Source organism: Williamsia sp. SKLECPSW1 (assembly GCF_054332755.1).
Window position 1 is genome coordinate 190,158 of the sequence record NZ_JBTGLI010000001.1, and the last position, 17,312, is coordinate 207,469.

17 protein-coding genes are annotated in these 17,312 nt (G+C 69.0%); 4 read left to right on the forward strand and 13 right to left on the reverse strand.

Annotation, left to right across the window (positions count from 1 at the left end; genetic code table 11):
* Positions 1 to 4 precede the first annotated feature (4 nt).
* The 6 genes from ACXVUM_RS00910 to ctaD are packed head-to-tail and all read right to left on the reverse strand — an operon-like array spanning position 5 to position 5,934.
* Positions 5 to 865, reverse strand: coding sequence for an NUDIX hydrolase (locus ACXVUM_RS00910; protein ID WP_458520010.1), 861 nt, complete (start codon positions 863 to 865; stop codon positions 5 to 7).
* Positions 862 to 1,692 carry an ABC transporter ATP-binding protein gene (locus ACXVUM_RS00915; protein ID WP_458520011.1) on the reverse strand — a complete coding sequence of 277 codons (831 nt, stop codon included), beginning with the start codon at positions 1,690 to 1,692 and terminating at the stop codon, positions 862 to 864. The genes ACXVUM_RS00910 and ACXVUM_RS00915 overlap by 4 nt, the downstream gene beginning before the upstream one ends.
* Before the next feature lie 24 nt (positions 1,693 to 1,716).
* Positions 1,717 to 2,199: a cupin domain-containing protein gene (locus tag ACXVUM_RS00920; RefSeq protein WP_458520012.1), complete on the reverse strand. Its 483-nt coding sequence runs from the start codon at positions 2,197 to 2,199 to the stop codon at positions 1,717 to 1,719.
* Entirely contained in the window at positions 2,196 to 2,927 is a 732-nt protein-coding gene (locus ACXVUM_RS00925; protein ID WP_458520013.1) for an aminoacyl-tRNA hydrolase, read from the reverse strand. The genes ACXVUM_RS00920 and ACXVUM_RS00925 overlap by 4 nt, the downstream gene beginning before the upstream one ends.
* A gap of 9 nt (positions 2,928 to 2,936) precedes the next feature.
* The gene (serB, locus tag ACXVUM_RS00930; RefSeq protein WP_458520014.1) at positions 2,937 to 4,166 is read right to left on the reverse strand and encodes a phosphoserine phosphatase SerB; all 1,230 of its coding nucleotides are present in this window, start codon (positions 4,164 to 4,166) and stop codon (positions 2,937 to 2,939) included.
* A 1-nt stretch (position 4,167) separates the two neighbouring features.
* On the reverse strand, positions 4,168 to 5,934 hold the full coding sequence (gene ctaD / locus ACXVUM_RS00935) for an aa3-type cytochrome oxidase subunit I (RefSeq protein ID WP_458520015.1): 1,767 nt from the start codon (positions 5,932 to 5,934) through the stop codon (positions 4,168 to 4,170).
* Between the two features lie 314 nt (positions 5,935 to 6,248).
* Between ctaD and ACXVUM_RS00940 the strand changes: the two genes are divergently transcribed.
* From ACXVUM_RS00940 to ACXVUM_RS00950, 3 genes are all read left to right on the forward strand, one after another.
* Positions 6,249 to 7,226: an ABC transporter substrate-binding protein gene (locus ACXVUM_RS00940; RefSeq protein WP_458520016.1), complete on the forward strand. Its 978-nt coding sequence runs from the start codon at positions 6,249 to 6,251 to the stop codon at positions 7,224 to 7,226.
* A 1,012-nt stretch (positions 7,227 to 8,238) separates the two neighbouring features.
* Positions 8,239 to 8,730 carry a beta-class carbonic anhydrase gene (locus ACXVUM_RS00945; protein WP_458520017.1) on the forward strand — a complete coding sequence of 164 codons (492 nt, stop codon included), beginning with the start codon at positions 8,239 to 8,241 and terminating at the stop codon, positions 8,728 to 8,730.
* A 59-nt stretch (positions 8,731 to 8,789) separates the two neighbouring features.
* On the forward strand, positions 8,790 to 9,176 hold the full coding sequence (locus tag ACXVUM_RS00950) for a hypothetical protein (RefSeq protein WP_458520018.1): 387 nt from the start codon (positions 8,790 to 8,792) through the stop codon (positions 9,174 to 9,176).
* A 72-nt stretch (positions 9,177 to 9,248) separates the two neighbouring features.
* On the opposite strand, the gene nrdF is transcribed toward ACXVUM_RS00950, so the two are convergent.
* The 5 genes from nrdF to ACXVUM_RS00975 form a co-directional block, all read right to left on the reverse strand.
* Positions 9,249 to 10,253 (reverse strand): class 1b ribonucleoside-diphosphate reductase subunit beta, encoded by a 1,005-nt coding sequence (nrdF, locus tag ACXVUM_RS00955; protein ID WP_458520019.1) that lies wholly within the window; start codon positions 10,251 to 10,253, stop codon positions 9,249 to 9,251.
* A gap of 43 nt (positions 10,254 to 10,296) precedes the next feature.
* Positions 10,297 to 12,489, reverse strand: coding sequence for a class 1b ribonucleoside-diphosphate reductase subunit alpha (gene nrdE, locus ACXVUM_RS00960; RefSeq protein ID WP_458520020.1), 2,193 nt, complete (start codon positions 12,487 to 12,489; stop codon positions 10,297 to 10,299).
* 60 nt (positions 12,490 to 12,549) lie between these two features.
* A complete protein-coding gene (nrdI, locus tag ACXVUM_RS00965) occupies positions 12,550 to 13,026 on the reverse strand; it encodes a class Ib ribonucleoside-diphosphate reductase assembly flavoprotein NrdI (protein ID WP_458520021.1) in 477 nt (158 codons plus the stop codon).
* Between the two features lie 46 nt (positions 13,027 to 13,072).
* Positions 13,073 to 13,306, reverse strand: coding sequence for a redoxin NrdH (locus ACXVUM_RS00970; protein WP_458520022.1), 234 nt, complete (start codon positions 13,304 to 13,306; stop codon positions 13,073 to 13,075).
* A 313-nt stretch (positions 13,307 to 13,619) separates the two neighbouring features.
* Positions 13,620 to 14,180 carry an NADPH-dependent FMN reductase gene (locus ACXVUM_RS00975; RefSeq protein WP_458520023.1) on the reverse strand — a complete coding sequence of 187 codons (561 nt, stop codon included), beginning with the start codon at positions 14,178 to 14,180 and terminating at the stop codon, positions 13,620 to 13,622.
* Between the two features lie 132 nt (positions 14,181 to 14,312).
* On the opposite strand from ACXVUM_RS00975, the gene ACXVUM_RS00980 reads away from it, so the two are divergent.
* Positions 14,313 to 14,957 (forward strand): TetR/AcrR family transcriptional regulator, encoded by a 645-nt coding sequence (locus ACXVUM_RS00980; RefSeq protein WP_458520024.1) that lies wholly within the window; start codon positions 14,313 to 14,315, stop codon positions 14,955 to 14,957.
* Between the two features lie 17 nt (positions 14,958 to 14,974).
* On the opposite strand, the gene manA is transcribed toward ACXVUM_RS00980, so the two are convergent.
* The gene (gene manA / locus ACXVUM_RS00985) at positions 14,975 to 16,213 is read right to left on the reverse strand and encodes a mannose-6-phosphate isomerase, class I (RefSeq protein ID WP_458520025.1); all 1,239 of its coding nucleotides are present in this window, start codon (positions 16,211 to 16,213) and stop codon (positions 14,975 to 14,977) included.
* On the reverse strand, positions 16,213 to 17,298 hold the full coding sequence (locus tag ACXVUM_RS00990) for a hypothetical protein (protein WP_458520026.1): 1,086 nt from the start codon (positions 17,296 to 17,298) through the stop codon (positions 16,213 to 16,215). Before ACXVUM_RS00990 ends, manA begins: the two co-directional genes overlap by 1 nt.
* Positions 17,299 to 17,312 lie beyond the last annotated feature (14 nt).

Below are 17,312 nucleotides of genomic sequence, written 5' to 3' on the forward strand. Positions count from 1 at the left end.
CCGCTCAGGAACCGGTGTAGCGCGCCGATCCGTCGAACTCGATGCGTAGGGCCGAGCCGTCGGAGATCAAGGTCGGTGTGACGGGGACGATCTCGCGCGGCGCGGCCATCGCGTCGGCGACGGTGGCGAATCCGGCGAGGTACTCGAGCTGAGACCAGGTGGGCGGCAACAGGAACACCTCACCCGATCGCCACGACGCCATGATGTCCGCGACGCGACACCATCCCGCCGACGCCGCCTCCGAGGTGCGGTCGTCGGCTGTCTGACCGGCGGGCAGCTGCGCCAGGAAGAACCGCGTGTCGTAACGACGGCGCTCCCCGAGGGGGGTGATCCACCGGGCGAGCGGCGCCAGCAGGTCGGCCCGGAGCACCAGACCCGCCTCGTCGAGGAACGCCGACAGCGACTGCTCCTTCGACTCCAGCGCCCGGCGGGCGTCATGGTGGGAACCGGCATCGGCGACGACATCGCGCTCGGACTGCCCCGCCAGCAACACCCCGCACTCCTCGAACGTCTCGCGCACGGCCGCCCGCACCAGCGACGACGCCAGCACGACAGCGGCGTCGTCGGGCGTGCTCGCCGCGTCGAACTGTTCTGCCCACCAGTGTGGTCCGGGCCCCACCCAGTCGTCGGGACGGGGCCCGTCCTCGGCGTCCCGGGGGTCGACACCGCCGCCGGGGAACACCGTCATCCCACCGGCGAACGCCATCGTCGTGACGCGGCGGATGAGGAAGACCTCGATACCGGGCTCATCGACCGCGGCGTCCCGGATCAGCGCGACGGTCGCCGCATCGCGGATCGGGACGGACTCGGGGTCGTCGACGGGGCGAAAGGACTCCGGGAGGCTGTGCCCGCCGGGGGCGCTCACGGCCGGGCCCGCCGATGTGAACCGGCGCGGCGTGCACGCCGCGCGAAGTACCGCCCGTCGACGTGGTCGAGGGCGATCCGCTGGTGGAACGTCGCGGTCAGGTTGTCCTCGGTCATCACGTCCTCGAGCAGGCCCTGCGCGACCACCCCGCCCTCCGACAGCAGCAGTGCGTGCGTGAAGCCCTCGGGGATCTCCTCGACGTGGTGGGTGATGACGACCATCGCCGGGGCGTCGGGGTCCATGGCGAGTGCACCGAGGCGTGCGACGAGTTCCTCACGACCACCGAGGTCGAGTCCGGCCGCGGGCTCGTCGAGCAGCAGCAGTTCCGGGTCGGTCATGAGTGCCCGAGCGATGACGACCCGCTTGCGCTCCCCCTCCGACAGGGTGCCGAAGGTGCGGTCGGCGAGGTGTTCGGCACCCATCGACTCCAGCGTCTCGACGGCCTGCGCGCGGTCGACCTCCTCGTAGGCCTCGCGCCAGCGGCCGAGCACCGAGTAGCCCGCGGAGATCACGAGATCGGTGACGAGCTCGTGATCGGGGATGCGGGAGGCGAGCATCGACGACGCGACACCGATACGAGTCGACAGTTCGCGGACGTCGGTCTCGCCGAGCCGCGATCCGAGCAGGACGGCCGTCCCCGAGGTCGGGTGGGTCTCGGCGGCGGCGATCCGCATCAGCGAGGTCTTGCCCGCCCCGTTGGGTCCGATGACCACCCAGCGTTCGTCGAGCTCGACCTGCCAGGTGACGGGACCGACGAGAGTCTTCCCCCCGCGCACGAGGGTGACGTCGGTGAAGTCGATCAGGAGATCGGGATCGATGTCGGCCACGTCACCCATCGTGCCCCACCGGGCCTATGCGCCGCCGGAAGGGGCGGGGTCGTCGGCGAGCGCGAAGTCGGCGAAGTCGAAGCCGGGGACGACGACGCAGCTGACCAGGCCGGCGCCGTCGGGATGTCCTGCGACGGGCCGGGCCCGCTGCCACTCTCCCGGCGAGACGACGTGCTGCGGGCGCTGGCCGCCGGCGAGATCCGGGCCGAGGACAATCGTCGTCTCCGCACCCGGTGCCGATCCGGTTCCGCCCAGGACGAGTTCGATCGGTGAGCCTCGGTGGTGCATCCAGATCTCAGCGCCCACCACGGTGTGCCAGGCGGATTCGGCGCCGTCGCGCAGGAGGAACAGGATGGCGGTGCCGGCACTGCGATCGCCCGTGTGCGCCGTCGGCAGGACCGTGTGCGGGAGCGTGAGTCCCGATCGCCACGTCTCGCTGTACCAGCCGCCCTCCGGGTGCGGCGCGAGGTCGAGGCCGGCGGCCCACCCGGGCACGGTGGGGCTCATCGTGCGTCTCCTCTCTCGGTGCGTTCGGCGACGACGGTCACCGAGCCAGGGGCCACCTCGGTGAACCCGGCGTCGCGGACGGCGACGGCGTCGGCCCCGTCCCGCGACAGCAGGTCGGCCCAGCGCTCGGGGGTCGACGCGGCCACCGCCAGGGGGCAGCCTGCCTCCCACCACGACCGGGCACCCGCGACGTCGAAGAGCCGGACGGCGAGCATCGACCCGTGCCCGACCTGGGCGGCAAGCTTGCCGAGGGTCATGTCGAGGTCGGGGTTCACCCAGATGGTCACCGGCGCATCCGATGTCGGATCGAGGGGGCCGTCGAGGTCGGTTCCGCCGATCTGCAGCCGGTCGATCCGTCGGTCCACCGACCCGACCGGGCCGGGCACGATCGCCCGCGCCGCCGCGCCGTCCTGCTCGACGGTCACGCCGTCGACCTCCTGTGCCGCGGTCCAGTGGGAGCCGCGCGCCCGCCGGCTTATCTTGCGGATTCGCGCGTCGCACCACGCCTGCACAGCCGGGCCCCAGGGGCCGTCGGCGTCCGCCCGGTCGTCGAGGCAGAGCAGGACAGCGGCGCGGGCGGCGGCCACGAGCGTGGCGCGACGGTCGGGTGGGTCCCGCTTCTCGATCCGCACGACGACGGGCATCGCGAGGACCTGGGCCGGGTCCTCGGGGTCGGGGGCGTCGCCGAGACGGTCGGTGAGCACGGCGAGTCGCTCGTCGAAACCCATAGGGGCGACTCAGCCGAGGGGGACGCGACGGGCGATCCCGTCGATGGCGTCGGCGGCCTCGATCTCGTCGCGCGTGACGCCGAGGATGAACAGCACGGCGTCGAGGAATGGGTGCGACAACGCCGCGTCGGCGACCTCCTGCAGCGCGGGCTTCGCGTTGAAGGCGATGCCCAGGCCCGCCGCGGTCAGCATGTCGATGTCGTTGGCCCCGTCGCCGACGGCGACGGTCTGCTCGAGCGGGACGCCGACCTGATCGGCGAACGCCCTCAGCGCCGCGGCCTTCCCCGGACGGTCGATCACCTCGCCCAGGACGCGTCCGGTGAGTTTCCCGTCGACGATCTCGAGGGTGTTGGCCCGGACGAAGTCGAGCTCGAGGTCGTGGGCCAGCGGCTCGATGACGTCGAGGAAACCTCCCGACACCACGCCGCAGTGGTACCCGAGCCGGCGGAGCGTGCGGATGGTCGTACGGGCACCGGGGGTGAACTCGATGGACTCCGCGACCTCCTCGAGCACGGAGGCGTCGAGGCCGGCGAGGGCCTCCACGCGCTTGTGCAGCGACTCGGCGAAGTCGATCTCGCCGCGCATGGCCGCCTCGGTCACCGCCGCGACCTCGGCCTCACGACCGGCCTTCGCGGCGAGCATCTCGATGACCTCGCCCTGGATGAGGGTGGAGTCGACGTCGAACACGATGAGCCGCTTGGCCCGCCGGGCGAGACCACCGCGTTCCACCGCCACGTCGATCCCGTAGCGGGTGGCGACGCCGGCCAGACCCTTGCGCAGAGCCGCATCCGAGGCGACGTCGTCGCGGTCGGCACTGACCATCAACTCGAGCCCGGTGAGCGGGTAGTCGGCGATGCCGCGGATCGAGTCGATGTTGCCGCCCTGGCCGGCGAGCTCGGCGGCGACGGCGCGGAACGCGCGTGCCGTGACCGGGCTCCCGAGGATGACCACCGCGTGCGACGACACCGTCCGCACGCCTGGGTGGGCGCCGACGTCGACCGCGACGTCCATGCCGATCGAGCTCATCGCCTGCTCGACGGTCTCCTGCAGCGTCTCCGGATCCCCGAGGCTCTCGACGAGCACGCCGAGCGTCAGTCTCGACCGGATGACCACCTGCTCGACGTCGAGCAGGTGGACATCGTGCCGGGCGAGTGCGCCCAGGAGGACGGACGTGACGCCGGGACGGTCGGGACCGGTGACGGTCACCAGCACCGTGGTGCCGGAACCTCCCGGTGTCACGTCAGTTCGGATCGGGATCCGTCGACGACTCGTGGGAGCCGACGGTCACCGGATCGCGCTTGGCCTCTTCCAGGTGCTTCGACGCCTGGCCGACGTGCGCCTCGCGGTGCATCCGCTCGATCATGTGCGGATAGTGCAACTCGAAGGCCGGACGCTCGGACCGGATGCGGGGCAGCTCGGTGAAGTTGTGCCGCGGCGGCGGGCAGCTGGTCGCCCACTCGAGCGAGTTGCCGAAGCCCCACGGGTCGTCGACCGTGACGACCTCGCCGTACCGGTAGCTCTTGAAGACGTTCCAGAGGAACGGCAGCGTCGAGGCACCGAGGACGAACGCACCGACGGTCGAGATCACGTTCAGCGTGGTGAACCCGTCGGACGGCAGGTAGTCGGCGTAGCGGCGCGGCATGCCCTCGTTGCCCAGCCAGTGCTGCACCAGGAACGTGAGGTGGAAGCCGATGAACGTCAGCCAGAAGTGGATCTTGCCCAGCTTCTCGTCCATCATCCGGCCGGTCATCTTCGGGAACCAGAAGTAGATGCCCGCGTAGGTGGCGAACACGATGGTGCCGAAGAGGACGTAGTGGAAGTGCGCCACGACGAAGTAGCTGTCGGACAGGTGGAAGTCCAGCGGCGGGCTCGCGAGCAGGACGCCGGTGAGGCCACCGAAGAGGAACGTCACGAGGAAGCCCACCGAGAACAGCATCGGTGTCTCGAACGTCAGGTGGCCCTTCCACATCGTGCCTATCCAGTTGAAGAACTTCACACCGGTGGGCACCGCGATCACGAATGTCATGAAGGCGAAGAACGGCAGCAGCACGGCACCCGTGGCGTACATGTGGTGGGCCCACACCGCGACCGACAGGGCCGCGATCGCCAGGGTGGCGTAGATCAGCGTCGAGTAACCGAAGATCGGCTTGCGCGAGAACACCGGGAAGATCTCCGACACGATGCCGAAGAACGGCAGCGCGATGATGTAGACCTCGGGATGCCCGAAGAACCAGAACAGGTGCTGCCACAGGATGACGCCACCGTTGGCGGGGTCGTAGAGATGTGCGCCGAACTGGCGGTCGACCTCGAGGCCCATCAGGGCCGCGGTCAACAGGGGGAAGGCGACGAGAATGATGACGCTGGTCACCAGGATGTTCCAGGTGAAGATCGGCATGCGGAACATCGTCATGCCGGGCGCGCGCAGGCAGACGACGGTGGTGATCATGTTGACCGCGCCGAGGATGGTGCCGAGACCACCGACGGCGAGCCCCATGATCCACATGTCGGCGCCGGCGCCGGGCGAGTGGATCGCGTCGGTCAGCGGGGTGTAGGCGGTCCACCCGAAGTCGGCGGCACCACCGGGGGTGATGAAGCCGGCAACGACGATGAGGCCACCGAAGAGGAACAGCCAGTAGCTGAAGGCGTTGAGGCGCGGGAACGCGACGTCGGGGGCGCCGATCTGCAGCGGCAGGACCACGTTCGCGAAGCCGATGACGATGGGCGTCGCGTACAGCAGCAGCATCACCGTTCCGTGCATGGTGAACAGCTGGTTGTACTGCTCGTTCGACAGGAACTGCATGCCCGGATGCGCGAGCTCACCGCGCATCAGCAGCGCCATCAGGCCACCGACGAGGAAGAACGCGAAGCACGTGACCAGGTACATGATGCCGAGCATCTTGTGGTCCGTCGTCGTGATCATCTTGTAGATGAACGACCCCTTGACGCCCGTGCGGTCGGGGTAGGGGCGAACCGGGGCGACCTGCGTGGGCTGGTCTAGGGCGGTCACTAGTCCTCCTGCCTGCACAGCCGGTGACCGGCTGTGGCGACGATGAACGCGGGCACCGGTCCTCCCGACGCCGAACGTACTGAACCGATCGTAAACCCTCGCAGCCCCTGGAGCCGAGCGGGTCCTACGACTCGTCGTAGGAACATCTCGCGTCCGCGTGGAGCGATGCCTCTCCGTGCCGAGCGTGCACGCCGTCCGAGCCCGACGACGCGCCGCGGCAGAGCTTTCCGACACATGGCGCGGTGCTAGGTTGATGCCCGATCGCGAGGCCGTCCGGGCGCACGCGAGGTGGTCGGAGAACGGTGGTGACGAGGGTGCGCGGACCCGTGCGAGCGGTGGCCGTGGCCTGCGTCGTGACCGCCGGTGTCCTGGGTCTCTCGGCGTGCGGTGACGCGGACAGCCAGTCCCCTCCCGGCCCCGGATCGGTGACCACGACGACCACCGCGATCGGCGGGTTCGACATCGTCACGCCTGAGCGCGCCTTCGATCGCGCCTGCGGCACCCCCTCCACGCCGGACGCCGGCCAGTCGGACGTGGCGCGGATCGCCGTCGCCGACCCCGCCCTGCTCGACGCGGTGTGCGCGCTGGGCATCCAGTCGAAGGTCGTCGCGGTCGCCGCCGATCCGGGTGGCATCCCCACCTATCTCGGTCCGACGGTGACGTCGCTGCCGACCATCGGTTCGCGCCCGGACGCGCAGCGCGCCGCAGGGGCCCGCGCGGACGTCGTCCTCGGCCGGTCCACCGCCCAGAACGCCCCCTACGACACGCGGTCGGTGGTCGTGGACGAGTCGGCGACCTGGCAGGACCAGTTCCAGGCCGTGGCGGACGCACTCGGTCGGGGCGAGGAGGGGACGCGTCGCCTCGAGGTGTTCGCCCAACAGGCCAAGCGCGTCGGACAGCGCGTCGACGCGAGTCACAGCCAGGTCGGTCTCGTGCGGTTCGGCGCCGACAGCGAGCAGATCGCGGGGACCGCCTCGTTCGCCGGGTCGATCCTCGCCGCGATGGGTGTCCAGCGCCCGCAGTCGCAGCGCTCCCCCGGCCCGGTGACGGTCACGGAGAAGAACTTCGACGACGCCGACGCCGACCTCATCTATGTCAGCTTCACGCCCGGGCAGGGTGAGGAGCACGCGAAGTCGGTGCTCCGCAGCGATGCGTGGCTGGACCTGGGTGCGGCGACCGCCCGGCGCGTCTTCGTCGTCGACGACTCCATCTGGTACGGCGAGCGCGGCCTCGCGGCGGCGCCGGTCGTCCTGGACGACATCCAGAAGTCGCTGAACGGCTTTTCCGGCTGAGTTCCCGCCCCACTTCCAGGGTTCCCGCTCCGGTTGCAGGGTTCCCGCTCCGGTTGCAGGGTTCCCGCTCCGGTTGCAGGGTTCCCGCTCCGGTTGCAGGGTTCCCGCTCCGGTTGCAGGGTTCCCGCTCCGGTTGCAGGGTTCCCGCTCCGGTTGCAGGGTTCCCGCTCCGGTTGCAGGGTTCCCGCTCCGGTTGCAGGGTTCCCGCTCCGGTTGCAGGGTTCCCGCTCCGGTTGCAGGGTTCCCGCTCCGGTTGCAGGGTTCCCGCTCCGGTTGCAGGGTTCCCGCTCCGGTTGCAGGGTTCCCGCTCCGGTTGCAGGGTTCCCGCTCCGGTTGCAGGGTTCCCGCTCCGGTTGCAGGGTTCCCGCTCCGGTTGCAGGGTTCCCGCTCCGGTTGCAGGGTTCCCGCTCCGGTTGCAGGGTTCCCGCTCCGGTTGCAGGGTTCCCGCTCCGGTTGCAGGGTTCCCGCTCCGGTTGCAGGGTTCCCGCTCCGGTTGCAGGGTTCCCGCTCCGGTTGCAGGGTTCCCGCTCCGGTTGCAGGGTTCCCGCTCCGGTTGCAGGGTTCCCGCTCCGGTTGCAGGGTTCCCGCTCCGGTTGCAGGGTTCCCGCTCCGGTTGCAGGGTTCCCGCTCCGGTTGCAGGGTTCCCGCTCCGGTTGCAGGGTTCCCGCTCCGGTTGCAGGGTTCCCGCTCCGGTTGCAGGGTTCCCGCTCCGGTTGCAGGGTTCCCGCTCCGGTTGCAGGGTTCCCGCTCCGGTTGCAGGGTTCCCGCTCCGGTTGCAGGGTTCCCGCTCCGGTTGCAGGGTTCCCGCTCCGGTTGCAGGGTTCCCGCTCCGGTTGCAGGGTTCCCGCTCCGGTTCCAGGGTTCCCGCTCCACATGTTCGAGGACGCTCCGTTTGCAAACGGAGCGTCCTCGAACAGGTGGAGCGTCTGTGCCCGTGAAGCGACCGTCGACCGAAAAACCCCGGGTGCGCGCAACCGTCTGTGGCGATGCGTGCGCGGATGACGATGTGCGCATGACCGTCACCGATGACCTGCTCGAGAACAACGCCGACTACGCCGCGACGTTCTCGGGTCCCCTCCCGCTCCCGCCGAGCAAGCACCTCGCCGTCGTCGCCTGCATGGACGCGCGCCTGGACGTCTACCGCATCCTGGGGCTGAACGAGGGCGAGGCGCATGTCATCCGGAACGCGGGCGGCGTCGTCACCGACGACGAGATCCGGTCGCTCGCCATCAGCCAGCGCCTGCTCGGCACCACGGAGATCATCCTCATCCACCACACCGACTGCGGGATGCTCACCTTCACCGACGACGAGTTCAAGCGCGGCATCCAGGACGAGATCGGCGTGAAGCCTGCGTGGTCGGCCGAAGCTTTCCCCGACCTCGACGAGGACGTGAGGCAGTCGCTCGCCCGCATCGAGAGCAGCCCCTTCGTCTCGAAGACGACCTCGCTGCGCGGATTCGTCTTCGACGTCGCCACCGGGAAACTGAACGAGGTCACCCGATGAGCCGTCCGCCGCCAGATGCGACGTACGTGCGTACATTTAGTTCCGCTACAGTCCCCGTCATGAAACGACAGATCATGACCCTCGCGGTGCTCGGCGCGGCGGTCTCCGCCGGATTGACGGTCACCGCCTCAGGTGCGAGCGCCTCCGTCGACCCCGGGCTCTACCGACTGTGCCCGGTCGCCGTGAACATCCCCGGGACCTATGTCTGCAGAACCTTGACCATGAAGCAGTACATCGACGAGGTTCGCGCCATCAGGGCTCCCGGGTTCGGCTACGGACCGCTCGTCTCGACCCCGACCGGGGGTTATCTGCCGTACCAAGCATTCGGCAAGAAAGACTCCGGGCGTGTCACCTTCGTGAGGACACCGACCGGATACGACGTCTCCACCACAGGCACCACGACGAGCGCGTTCAACAGCACGCTGCGCATGACCAGGCTCCGCTGACACTCGACGACCCGAGACGACGCATCGCCCCGACCGATCGGTCGGGGCGGTGCGTCGTGTGATGCAGGGGGACTAGAAGTCCCAGTCCTCGTCCTCGGTGTTGACGGCCTTGCCGATGACGTACGAGGAGCCCGACCCGGAGAAGAAGTCGTGGTTCTCGTCGGCGTTGGGCGACAGCGCGGACAGGATGGCCGGGTTCACCAGCGTCTCGTCGCGCGGGAACATCGCCTCGTAGCCGAGGTTCATCAGCGCCTTGTTGGCGTTGTACCGCAGGAACGTCTTCACGTCCTCGCTCAAGCCGACCTCGTCGTACAGCCCTGCGGTGTAGTCGGTCTCGTTGTCGTACAGCTCGAACAGCAGCTCGAAGGTGTAGTCCTTGAGCTCCTGCCGGCGCTCGGGGCTGCACACCTCCAACGCCCGCTGATACTTGTAGCCGATGTAGTACCCGTGGACGGCCTCGTCGCGGATGATCAGCCGGATCAGGTCAGCGGTGTTCGTGAGCTTCGCGCGACTCGACCAGTACATCGGCAGGTAGAAGCCCGAGTAGAAGAGGAACGACTCGAGCAGTGTCGAGGCGACCTTCCGCTTCAGCGGGTCGTCGCCGCGGTAGTAGTCCATGACGATGCGCGCCTTGGTCTGGAGGTACTCGTTCTCCTCCGACCAGCGGAACGCCTCGTCGATGTCCTTGGTGGAACACAGCGTCGAGAAGATGGAGCTGTAGCTCTTGGCGTGCACCGACTCCATGAACGCGATGTTGGTGAGCACCGCCTCCTCGTGCGGGGTCGTCGCATCCGGGATCAGCGACACCGCGCCGACCGTGCCCTGGATGGTGTCGAGCAGCGTCAGGCCGGTGAACACCCGCATGGTGAGCTGCTTCTCGAGTTCGGTCAGCGTGTTCCACGACGGGATGTCGTTGGACACCGGCACCTTCTCGGGCAACCAGAAGTTGCCGGTCAGGCGATCCCAGACCTCGGCGTCCTTCTCGTCGGGAACGCGGTTCCAGTTGATCGCCGAGACACGGCTGACCAGCTTGATGGGAGCGCCGTCGGCGGGCGAATGGCTCTGGGTGGACGTCATCGTGCCTCGCTCGGGGTGTGGGTGGTGGTCGGTCGGACGGGTGTCAGAGCATGCACGAGACGCAACCCTCCACCTCGGTGCCCTCGAGGGCCAGCTGACGCAGACGGATGTAGTACAGCGTCTTGATCCCCTTGCGCCAGGCGTAGATCTGCGCCCGGTTCACGTCGCGGGTGGTCGCGGTGTCCTTGAAGAACAGGGTCAGGCTCAAACCCTGATCGACGTGCTGCGTGGCCGCGGCGTAGGTGTCGATGATCTTCTCGTAGCCGATCTCGTACGCGTCCTGGTAGTACTCCAGGTTCTCGTTCGTCATGTACGGCGCCGGGTAGTAGACGCGACCGATCTTGCCTTCCTTGCGGATCTCGATCTTCGCGGCCACCGGGTGGATCGAGCTGGTCGAGTGGTTGATGTAGCTGATCGAGCCGGTCGGCGGCACCGCCTGCAGGTTCTGGTTGTAGATGCCGTCACGCTGCACCGCGGTCTTCAGCTCACGCCAGTCGTCCTGGGTCGGGATGTGGATCCCGGCCTGCCCGAACAGATCCCGGACACGCTGGGTCGCCGGCTCCCACGCCTTCTCGGTGTACTTGTCGAAGAACTCACCGCTGGCGTACTTCGACCTCTCGAACCCGCCGAACGCGCGCCCACGCTCACGGGCGATCGCGTTCGACGCGCGCAGCGCATGGAACAGCACCGTGTAGAAGTAGATGTTCGTGAAGTCGATGCCCTCCTCGCTGCCGTAGAAGATCCGCTCCCGGGCGAGGTAGCCGTGCAGGTTCATCTGACCGAGGCCGATCGCATGAGAGCTGTTGTTGCCCTCCTCGATCGACGGCACCGAGGTGATCGCCGTCTGGTCGCTCACCGCGGTGAGGCCGCGGATGGCCGTCGAGATGGTCTGGCCGAAGTCCGGCGAGTCCATCGTCTTCGCGATGTTCAGCGAACCCAGGTTGCACGAGATGTCCTTGCCCACATGGGAATAGGACAGGTCGTCGTTGAAGGTCGACGGCGTCGAGACCTGCAGGATCTCCGAGCACAGGTTGGAGTGCGTGATCTTGCCGTCGACCGGGTTCGCACGGTTCACCGTGTCCTCGAACATGATGTACGGGTAGCCCGACTCGAACTGTAGCTCGGCGAGGGTCTGGAAGAACTCACGCGCCTTGATCTTGGTCTTGCGGATCCGCTTGTCCTCGACCATCTCGTGGTACTTGTCGGTCACGTCGATGTCGGCGAACGGCACACCGTAGACGCGCTCGACGTCGTACGGGCTGAACAGGTACATGTCGTCGTTGCGCTTGGCCAGCTCGAAGGTGATGTCGGGGATGACCACACCGAGCGACAGCGTCTTGATGCGGATCTTCTCGTCCGCGTTCTCGCGCTTGGTGTCGAGGAACCGGTAGATGTCCGGGTGGTGCGCGTGCAGGTACACCGCGCCGGCACCCTGACGTGCGCCGAGCTGGTTGGCGTAGGAGAACGAGTCCTCCAGCAGCTTCATGATCGGGATGACACCCGAGCTCTGGTTCTCGATCTTCTTGATCGGGGCGCCGTGCTCACGGATGTTGGACAGCAGCAACGCGACCCCGCCGCCGCGCTTGGACAGCTGCAGCGCCGAGTTGATCGACCGACCGATCGACTCCATGTTGTCCTCGATGCGCAGCAGGAAGCACGAGACCGGCTCGCCGCGCTGCTTCTTGCCGGAGTTGAGGAACGTCGGGGTGGCCGGCTGGAAACGCCCGGAGATGATCTCCTCCACCAGTTCCCGGGCGAGGGACGTGTCGCCGTCGGCGAGGGTGAGGGCCACCATGCAGACGCGGTCCTCGAAGCGCTCGAGGTACCGCTTGCCGTCGAACGTCTTCAGCGTGTACGAGGTGTAGTACTTGAACGCCCCGAGGAAGGTCGGGAAGCGGAACTTCTTCTTGTAGGCGTATCCGAAGAGGTCCTTCACGAACTCACGGTCGTACCGATCGAGGACCTCGGCCTCGTAGTAGTTCTCCTCGACGAGGTAGTCGAGCTTCTCGTCGAGATCGTGGAAGAAGACCGTGTTCTGGTTGACGTGCTGCAGGAAGTACTGGTTCGCGGCCTCGCGGTCCTTCTCGAACTGGATCCGCCCGTCCGCGTCGTACAGGTTCAGCATCGCGTTGAGCGAGTGGAAGTCGAGCTCGCCGGGATCGTGACCGGCGGGCCCCGGGTGCGTGCCGGAGGTGGCGGTCGCGGTGTCGGACACGGTGGCAGCGGTGGGGGTCACGAGAGAACTCCTGCTCGACGATGCGGTGAGGGATGTGGGGGGTGTGAAGACGGTGGGCGCTCAGGCGCCGGCCGGCACCAGATCGACGTGATCAGGGTCGACGAAGGCCGCGCTGTGACCGAACTCGGTGAGCCCGGCGCGGACCCGCTCGACGTCGTGGGCGGTGCCCATCAACTCGAGGCGGTAGAGGTAGGGGACGCGGCACTTGCGGGAGACGATGTCCCCGGCGAGGCAGAACTCCTCACCGAAGTTGGTGTTGCCCGCGGCCACGACGCCGCGGATCAGCGACCGGTTGCCCGGGTCGTTGAGGAACGTGATGACCTGCTTCGGCACGTATCCCGACCGCTCCCCTGTCGCCTTGCCCCCGCCGTAGGTGGGCAGGACCAGGACGTAGGGCTCGTCGACGACGAACGCCTCGGGGTGGTGGAGCGGGACACGGACCGCCCGCAGGCCTGTCTTCTCGACGAACCGGTGGGTGTTCTCCGACACCGACGAGAAGTAGACGATCAGCGGCGCCGACGACGGGGTCTCGGTCACGGTGGACCTCCCTGGCGTGGCTGGCTGGTGTTCGGACGGACGACGGTCAGGCGGCCGCGGTGGCGAGCGCCTTGATGCGGTCGGGACGGAACCCGGACCAGTGATCGTCACCGACCACCACGACGGGGGCCTGCAGGTAACCCAGCGCCATGACGTAGTCGCGCGCGTCGGAGTCCTCGGTGATGTCGACGACGTCGTACTCCAGACCCTGCTTGTCCAGCGCCTTGTAGGTGGCGTTGCACTGGACGCAGGCCGGCTTGGTGTAGACGGTGATCGCCATGGGAACTCCTCTGGATGTACGCGAGAGCGGGACGCCGGGATGGGCCTGCGGAACAGGTCGCCGATGTGGTTCTGGGTGTCGCGTTCGGGGGCCTCTCGGGCGTCCCGATCACTACACCTAGTGTCTCACATCTGCTGCCGACACAACAGCTTGCGAATGACATTCGTGAAAGTCCCAGGTCGCGGGCCGCCGCGTCGCGTGTCTCTCGGCGTGTCGCACGTCACATGTCCGGCCGTTGGCCCGTGAGGGATCACAACCGTGGGATTCCCGACGGGCGACGTCGGCGGGGAGGGATCGACCAGATGTGGCTCGATCAGACGGCGACCGCGTCGGCGAGAGCCACGACGGCGTCCCGGACCCGCGCGGTCACCTCCGCCACCTCCGCGACGGGTGCATCGCCGAGGGTCGCGGCCGCGATGGGCACCGCCGCCTCCTCCACGACCACTCCGCCCGCGACACCGACCGAACGCTGCGTGTCGGCGATCGCCCACTTGCCGCCGTACCGGCCGGCCGACGCGCCGATCACCGCGACGGGCTTGCCCCGGAGGGCCCCGGCGCCGAACGGCCGCGACGTCCAGTCGATGGCGTTCTTGACGACCGCCGGCATCGTGCCGTTGTACTCCGGCGTGACGATGAGGACCGCATCCGCGGAGTCCACGGCCGCCCGCAGGCGCGCCGCCGCCGGATCCAGCGGTTCCGCGTCGACGTCCTCGTCGTAGAACGGCACCGACGACAGGTCCTCGACGATGCGTACCGTCGCGCCCTCCGGGGCGACGTCCGCCGCGACCTGCGCCACCTGACGGTTCACCGAGCCCGATCGAAGGCTCCCGACGATCACCGCGATCTCCGCGGTCCGCTGCTGTGTCGACGTCATGACTTCCCCTCACCTCTGCAGTACTACGGACGCCGTCTGACACGGCACCCACCGGAGATCTAAACGGACCCGGGTCCGAATTCATTCCGCGGGGTGCCCGGACCCCGCGTCACCTCGCGCTACGCTCGCCTCGTGTCCACAGATCTCCCGCTCCCCGGCGACGCCCTGACCGTGCGACGCCCGACCGCCGACCTGCCGGTCGTCGACGGGGTGGAGTCCGTCCGGGCGGACGCGGTACGCAACCGGTCGATGCTGCTCGACGCCGCACAGCGGCTCGTCGAGGCGCACGGGGCCGCCGCGGTCACGATGGACGAGGTCGCCCGAGCAGCCGGGGTCGGCAAGGGCACGGTGTTCCGGCGGTTCGGCACCCGCGCGGGCCTCATGCGATCCCTGCTGGACCACTCCGAGACCGAGATGCAGCGCGCATTCCTCGCGGGACCGCCCCCGCTGGGGCCCGGAGCGCCCGCCCGCGAGCGGCTCGTCGCCTACGGTCGCGCGCGCCTGGCCATGGTCTGCGCCCACCTCGACATCCTCACCGAGGCCGACGAGGCGGCCGGTGCGCTGCGCCTCGACCACCCTGCGCGACGCGTCTCGGCGATCCACGTGCAGGCGCTCCTCGTCGAACTCGGTTTCCCCGCACCTGCGATCGCGATCCGGGAGGCCGTCATGGCGCCGCTCGAGCCCGCGGTCGTCGGCTTCCTGCTGCGACGGGAGGGGATGTCGCTCGAGCAGCTCGGTGACAGCTTCGAGGAACTGATCCGGTCGCTGCGTCCCTGATCCGACCGACCGGACCCTCAGCCGGCCGGGACGATCGCCCGGAAGAACACCGCGCTGCTCGATGCGGCGCGGACGACGACGTCGGGATCGGAGTCGGCGAGCCAGACGGAGCGACCCGGGGTCACCGACAGGTACTCGGTCCCGTGACCACGCACCTCGATGGTCCCGCTGATCACGGTGAGCAGCTGAGGCCCCGGGGCGTCCAGCGACACCGACGACGACCGGCGCATCCCGGTGCCGTCGAGCTCGACACGCGAGAGGCGGAACTCCGACGCCGGGGTGGAGTACACCCGCTCCGGCCCGACCATGTGCGCGGTGGGCAACAGGTCGGCGACGGCGGACGGGGAGAAGTCGAGGACGGCCAACAGCTCGGGGACGTCCATGTGCTTCGGGGTCAGACCACCACGTAACACGTTGTCGGAGTTGGCCATCACCTCCACCGCCGTTCCCCGCAGGTACGCGTGCAGGTTCCCGGCGCCGAGGAACAAGCCCTCACCGGGTGACAGACGCAGCCGGTTCAGCAGCAGGACGGTGAGCACGCCCGGGTCCATCGGATACGCCTCGCCGAGCTCGAGAACGGTCTGCAGTTCCTGTGCGAACCGCCGCTCGCCGGAGTTCAGGTACGCGATCGCCCCGTCGAGGACGGCGGGGATCACCGTGTGCAGGATCGAATCGGGAAGGGTGAGCCACGTCGTGAACAGCGCCCGCAGTCCGTGCGAATCAGGTTGTCCGGCCAGCAGTCCCAGATAGGAGTCGAGTTCGGGCACCTGCAGGTCGCGCAAGAGGTCGACCGTGACCGCGGGGTCACGGAAGCCGGCGAGCGCGTCGAACTCGCTGAGCGCGACGACCAGCTCCGGCTTGTGGTTGTCGTCGCGATAGTTGCGGTCCGGTGCGTCGACCGGGATCCCGGCGGCGTTCTCGCGGGCGAAACCGGCGCGCGCCTGCTCCTTCGTCGGGTGCGCCTGCAACGACAACGGCTCCTCGGCGGCGAGCACCTTGAGCAGGAACGGCAGACGGCCGTCGAAGCGGGTCGCGCAGTCCGCCCCGAGTTGGCCTGCCGGGTCGGCGTCGATGACGGTCAGCAGGTCTCGCGGGTCGCCGTCACCGTCGACGCAGTGGGCGGGCGCCGCGGGGTGCGCACCGAACCACAGCTCCGCCTCGGGATGCGGTGACGGGGTGGGCATCCCGCGCAGCGCGGCGAGCGCGGTCCGGGACCCCCAGGCATAGGGACGGACCACCCCGTCCAGGGTCCACATCAGGTGCTGCCGATCAGGCGCAGGTAGACCGCCGCCATCTCGAGTCGTAGCGCGAGCACCGCGATCGGCTCGACGTCGGCGGGCGAGTCGGCGACGGGTGCCTGCGCCACCGGGGCGCCGGTCTCCGCGGCCGTGAGGACGTCGACCTCGGTGAGACCCGAGACACGCTGTCGGACCGACCATTCGGAGATGGGTGTCGCGAAGGCGAACACCCGCGCAGGTGCCCCGCCCAGCGGCGGGTCGAAGTCGGGGTCGTGGAAGATCGGATCGACGTCTGGCGGCGTCGCGGCGGCCCGTGCACCCACGACCACCGCGTCGGAGACCGACGACGCCGTCCCCGCCAGACCGGCGACCACGTACATCGTGCGCGCGGCATGGGCGGCGAGCACCCGGGTGGCAGCGGTGTCACCCGCCCAGACCGCCTGCCGACCCTCGACGCGCGCCGCCAACGCCTTCGCGGCGTTGTGGAACGACTCGTTGGCGGGATGTGCGGCCGACGCCTCCTCGTCGAGGGTGTCGGCGAGGGCGGCGGCGTCGAAACGGGGGCCGTCCGTGCGGACGTCACCGAGCGCTGCGATCACCGCCGACAGCGCGGCGACGTGCCCGCAGAACCGGAACGGGTCCGGGGTGGGGACGCGAGGCGACAGGTCCAGACCGGAACCGCCCGCGGCCTCCCGGATCGGCCCCTCGACGGGTACGTCGAGGACGAGTTCGGCGTGCCGACGCACCGCGCGGGCGGCGGCATCGGCGAGAGAACGGTCACCGGCGTCGTCGCCGCACACGACGACCACGTCGAGCGGTCCGACCCATCCGGGGATCGCGGGGACCACCACGATCGGCACGTCGGTGTTGGCGGCGGTGGTCGCGACGACGAGATCGGCGGCGTCACGGGCGGTGCCGCGCCCGACGACCACGACGACGGCACGCGGACGCACCCGCGACAGCGGTTCGAGGACACCCTCCTCGACGGCGGAGGCGACGGCCCTGACCTGCGCACCGGCGAGGGCACCCGCACGCAACCAGCCGTCGACGTCGGCGTCCTGCAGTCGTTGGACGTCGTCGAGATCAGGTGCGCCGGTGAGCATCATGGCCAGCGTAA

Excerpts from the sequence above, each read along its gene's own strand:
- ACXVUM_RS00920 (WP_458520012.1), bottom strand. The coding sequence starts at position 2,199 with ATGAGCCCCACCGTGCCCGGGTGGGCCGCCGGCCTCGACCTCGCGCCG.
- ACXVUM_RS00925 (WP_458520013.1), bottom strand. The coding sequence starts at position 2,927 with ATGGGTTTCGACGAGCGACTCGCCGTGCTCACCGACCGTCTCGGCGAC.
- ACXVUM_RS00945 (WP_458520017.1), top strand. The coding sequence starts at position 8,239 with ATGACCGTCACCGATGACCTGCTCGAGAACAACGCCGACTACGCCGCG.
- ACXVUM_RS00950 (WP_458520018.1), top strand. The coding sequence starts at position 8,790 with ATGAAACGACAGATCATGACCCTCGCGGTGCTCGGCGCGGCGGTCTCC.
- nrdF (WP_458520019.1), bottom strand. The coding sequence starts at position 10,253 with ATGACGTCCACCCAGAGCCATTCGCCCGCCGACGGCGCTCCCATCAAG.
- ACXVUM_RS00970 (WP_458520022.1), bottom strand. The coding sequence starts at position 13,306 with ATGGCGATCACCGTCTACACCAAGCCGGCCTGCGTCCAGTGCAACGCC.
- ACXVUM_RS00975 (WP_458520023.1), bottom strand. The coding sequence starts at position 14,180 with ATGACGTCGACACAGCAGCGGACCGCGGAGATCGCGGTGATCGTCGGG.
- manA (WP_458520025.1), bottom strand. The coding sequence starts at position 16,213 with ATGTGGACCCTGGACGGGGTGGTCCGTCCCTATGCCTGGGGGTCCCGG.
- ACXVUM_RS00990 (WP_458520026.1), bottom strand. The coding sequence starts at position 17,298 with ATGCTCACCGGCGCACCTGATCTCGACGACGTCCAACGACTGCAGGAC.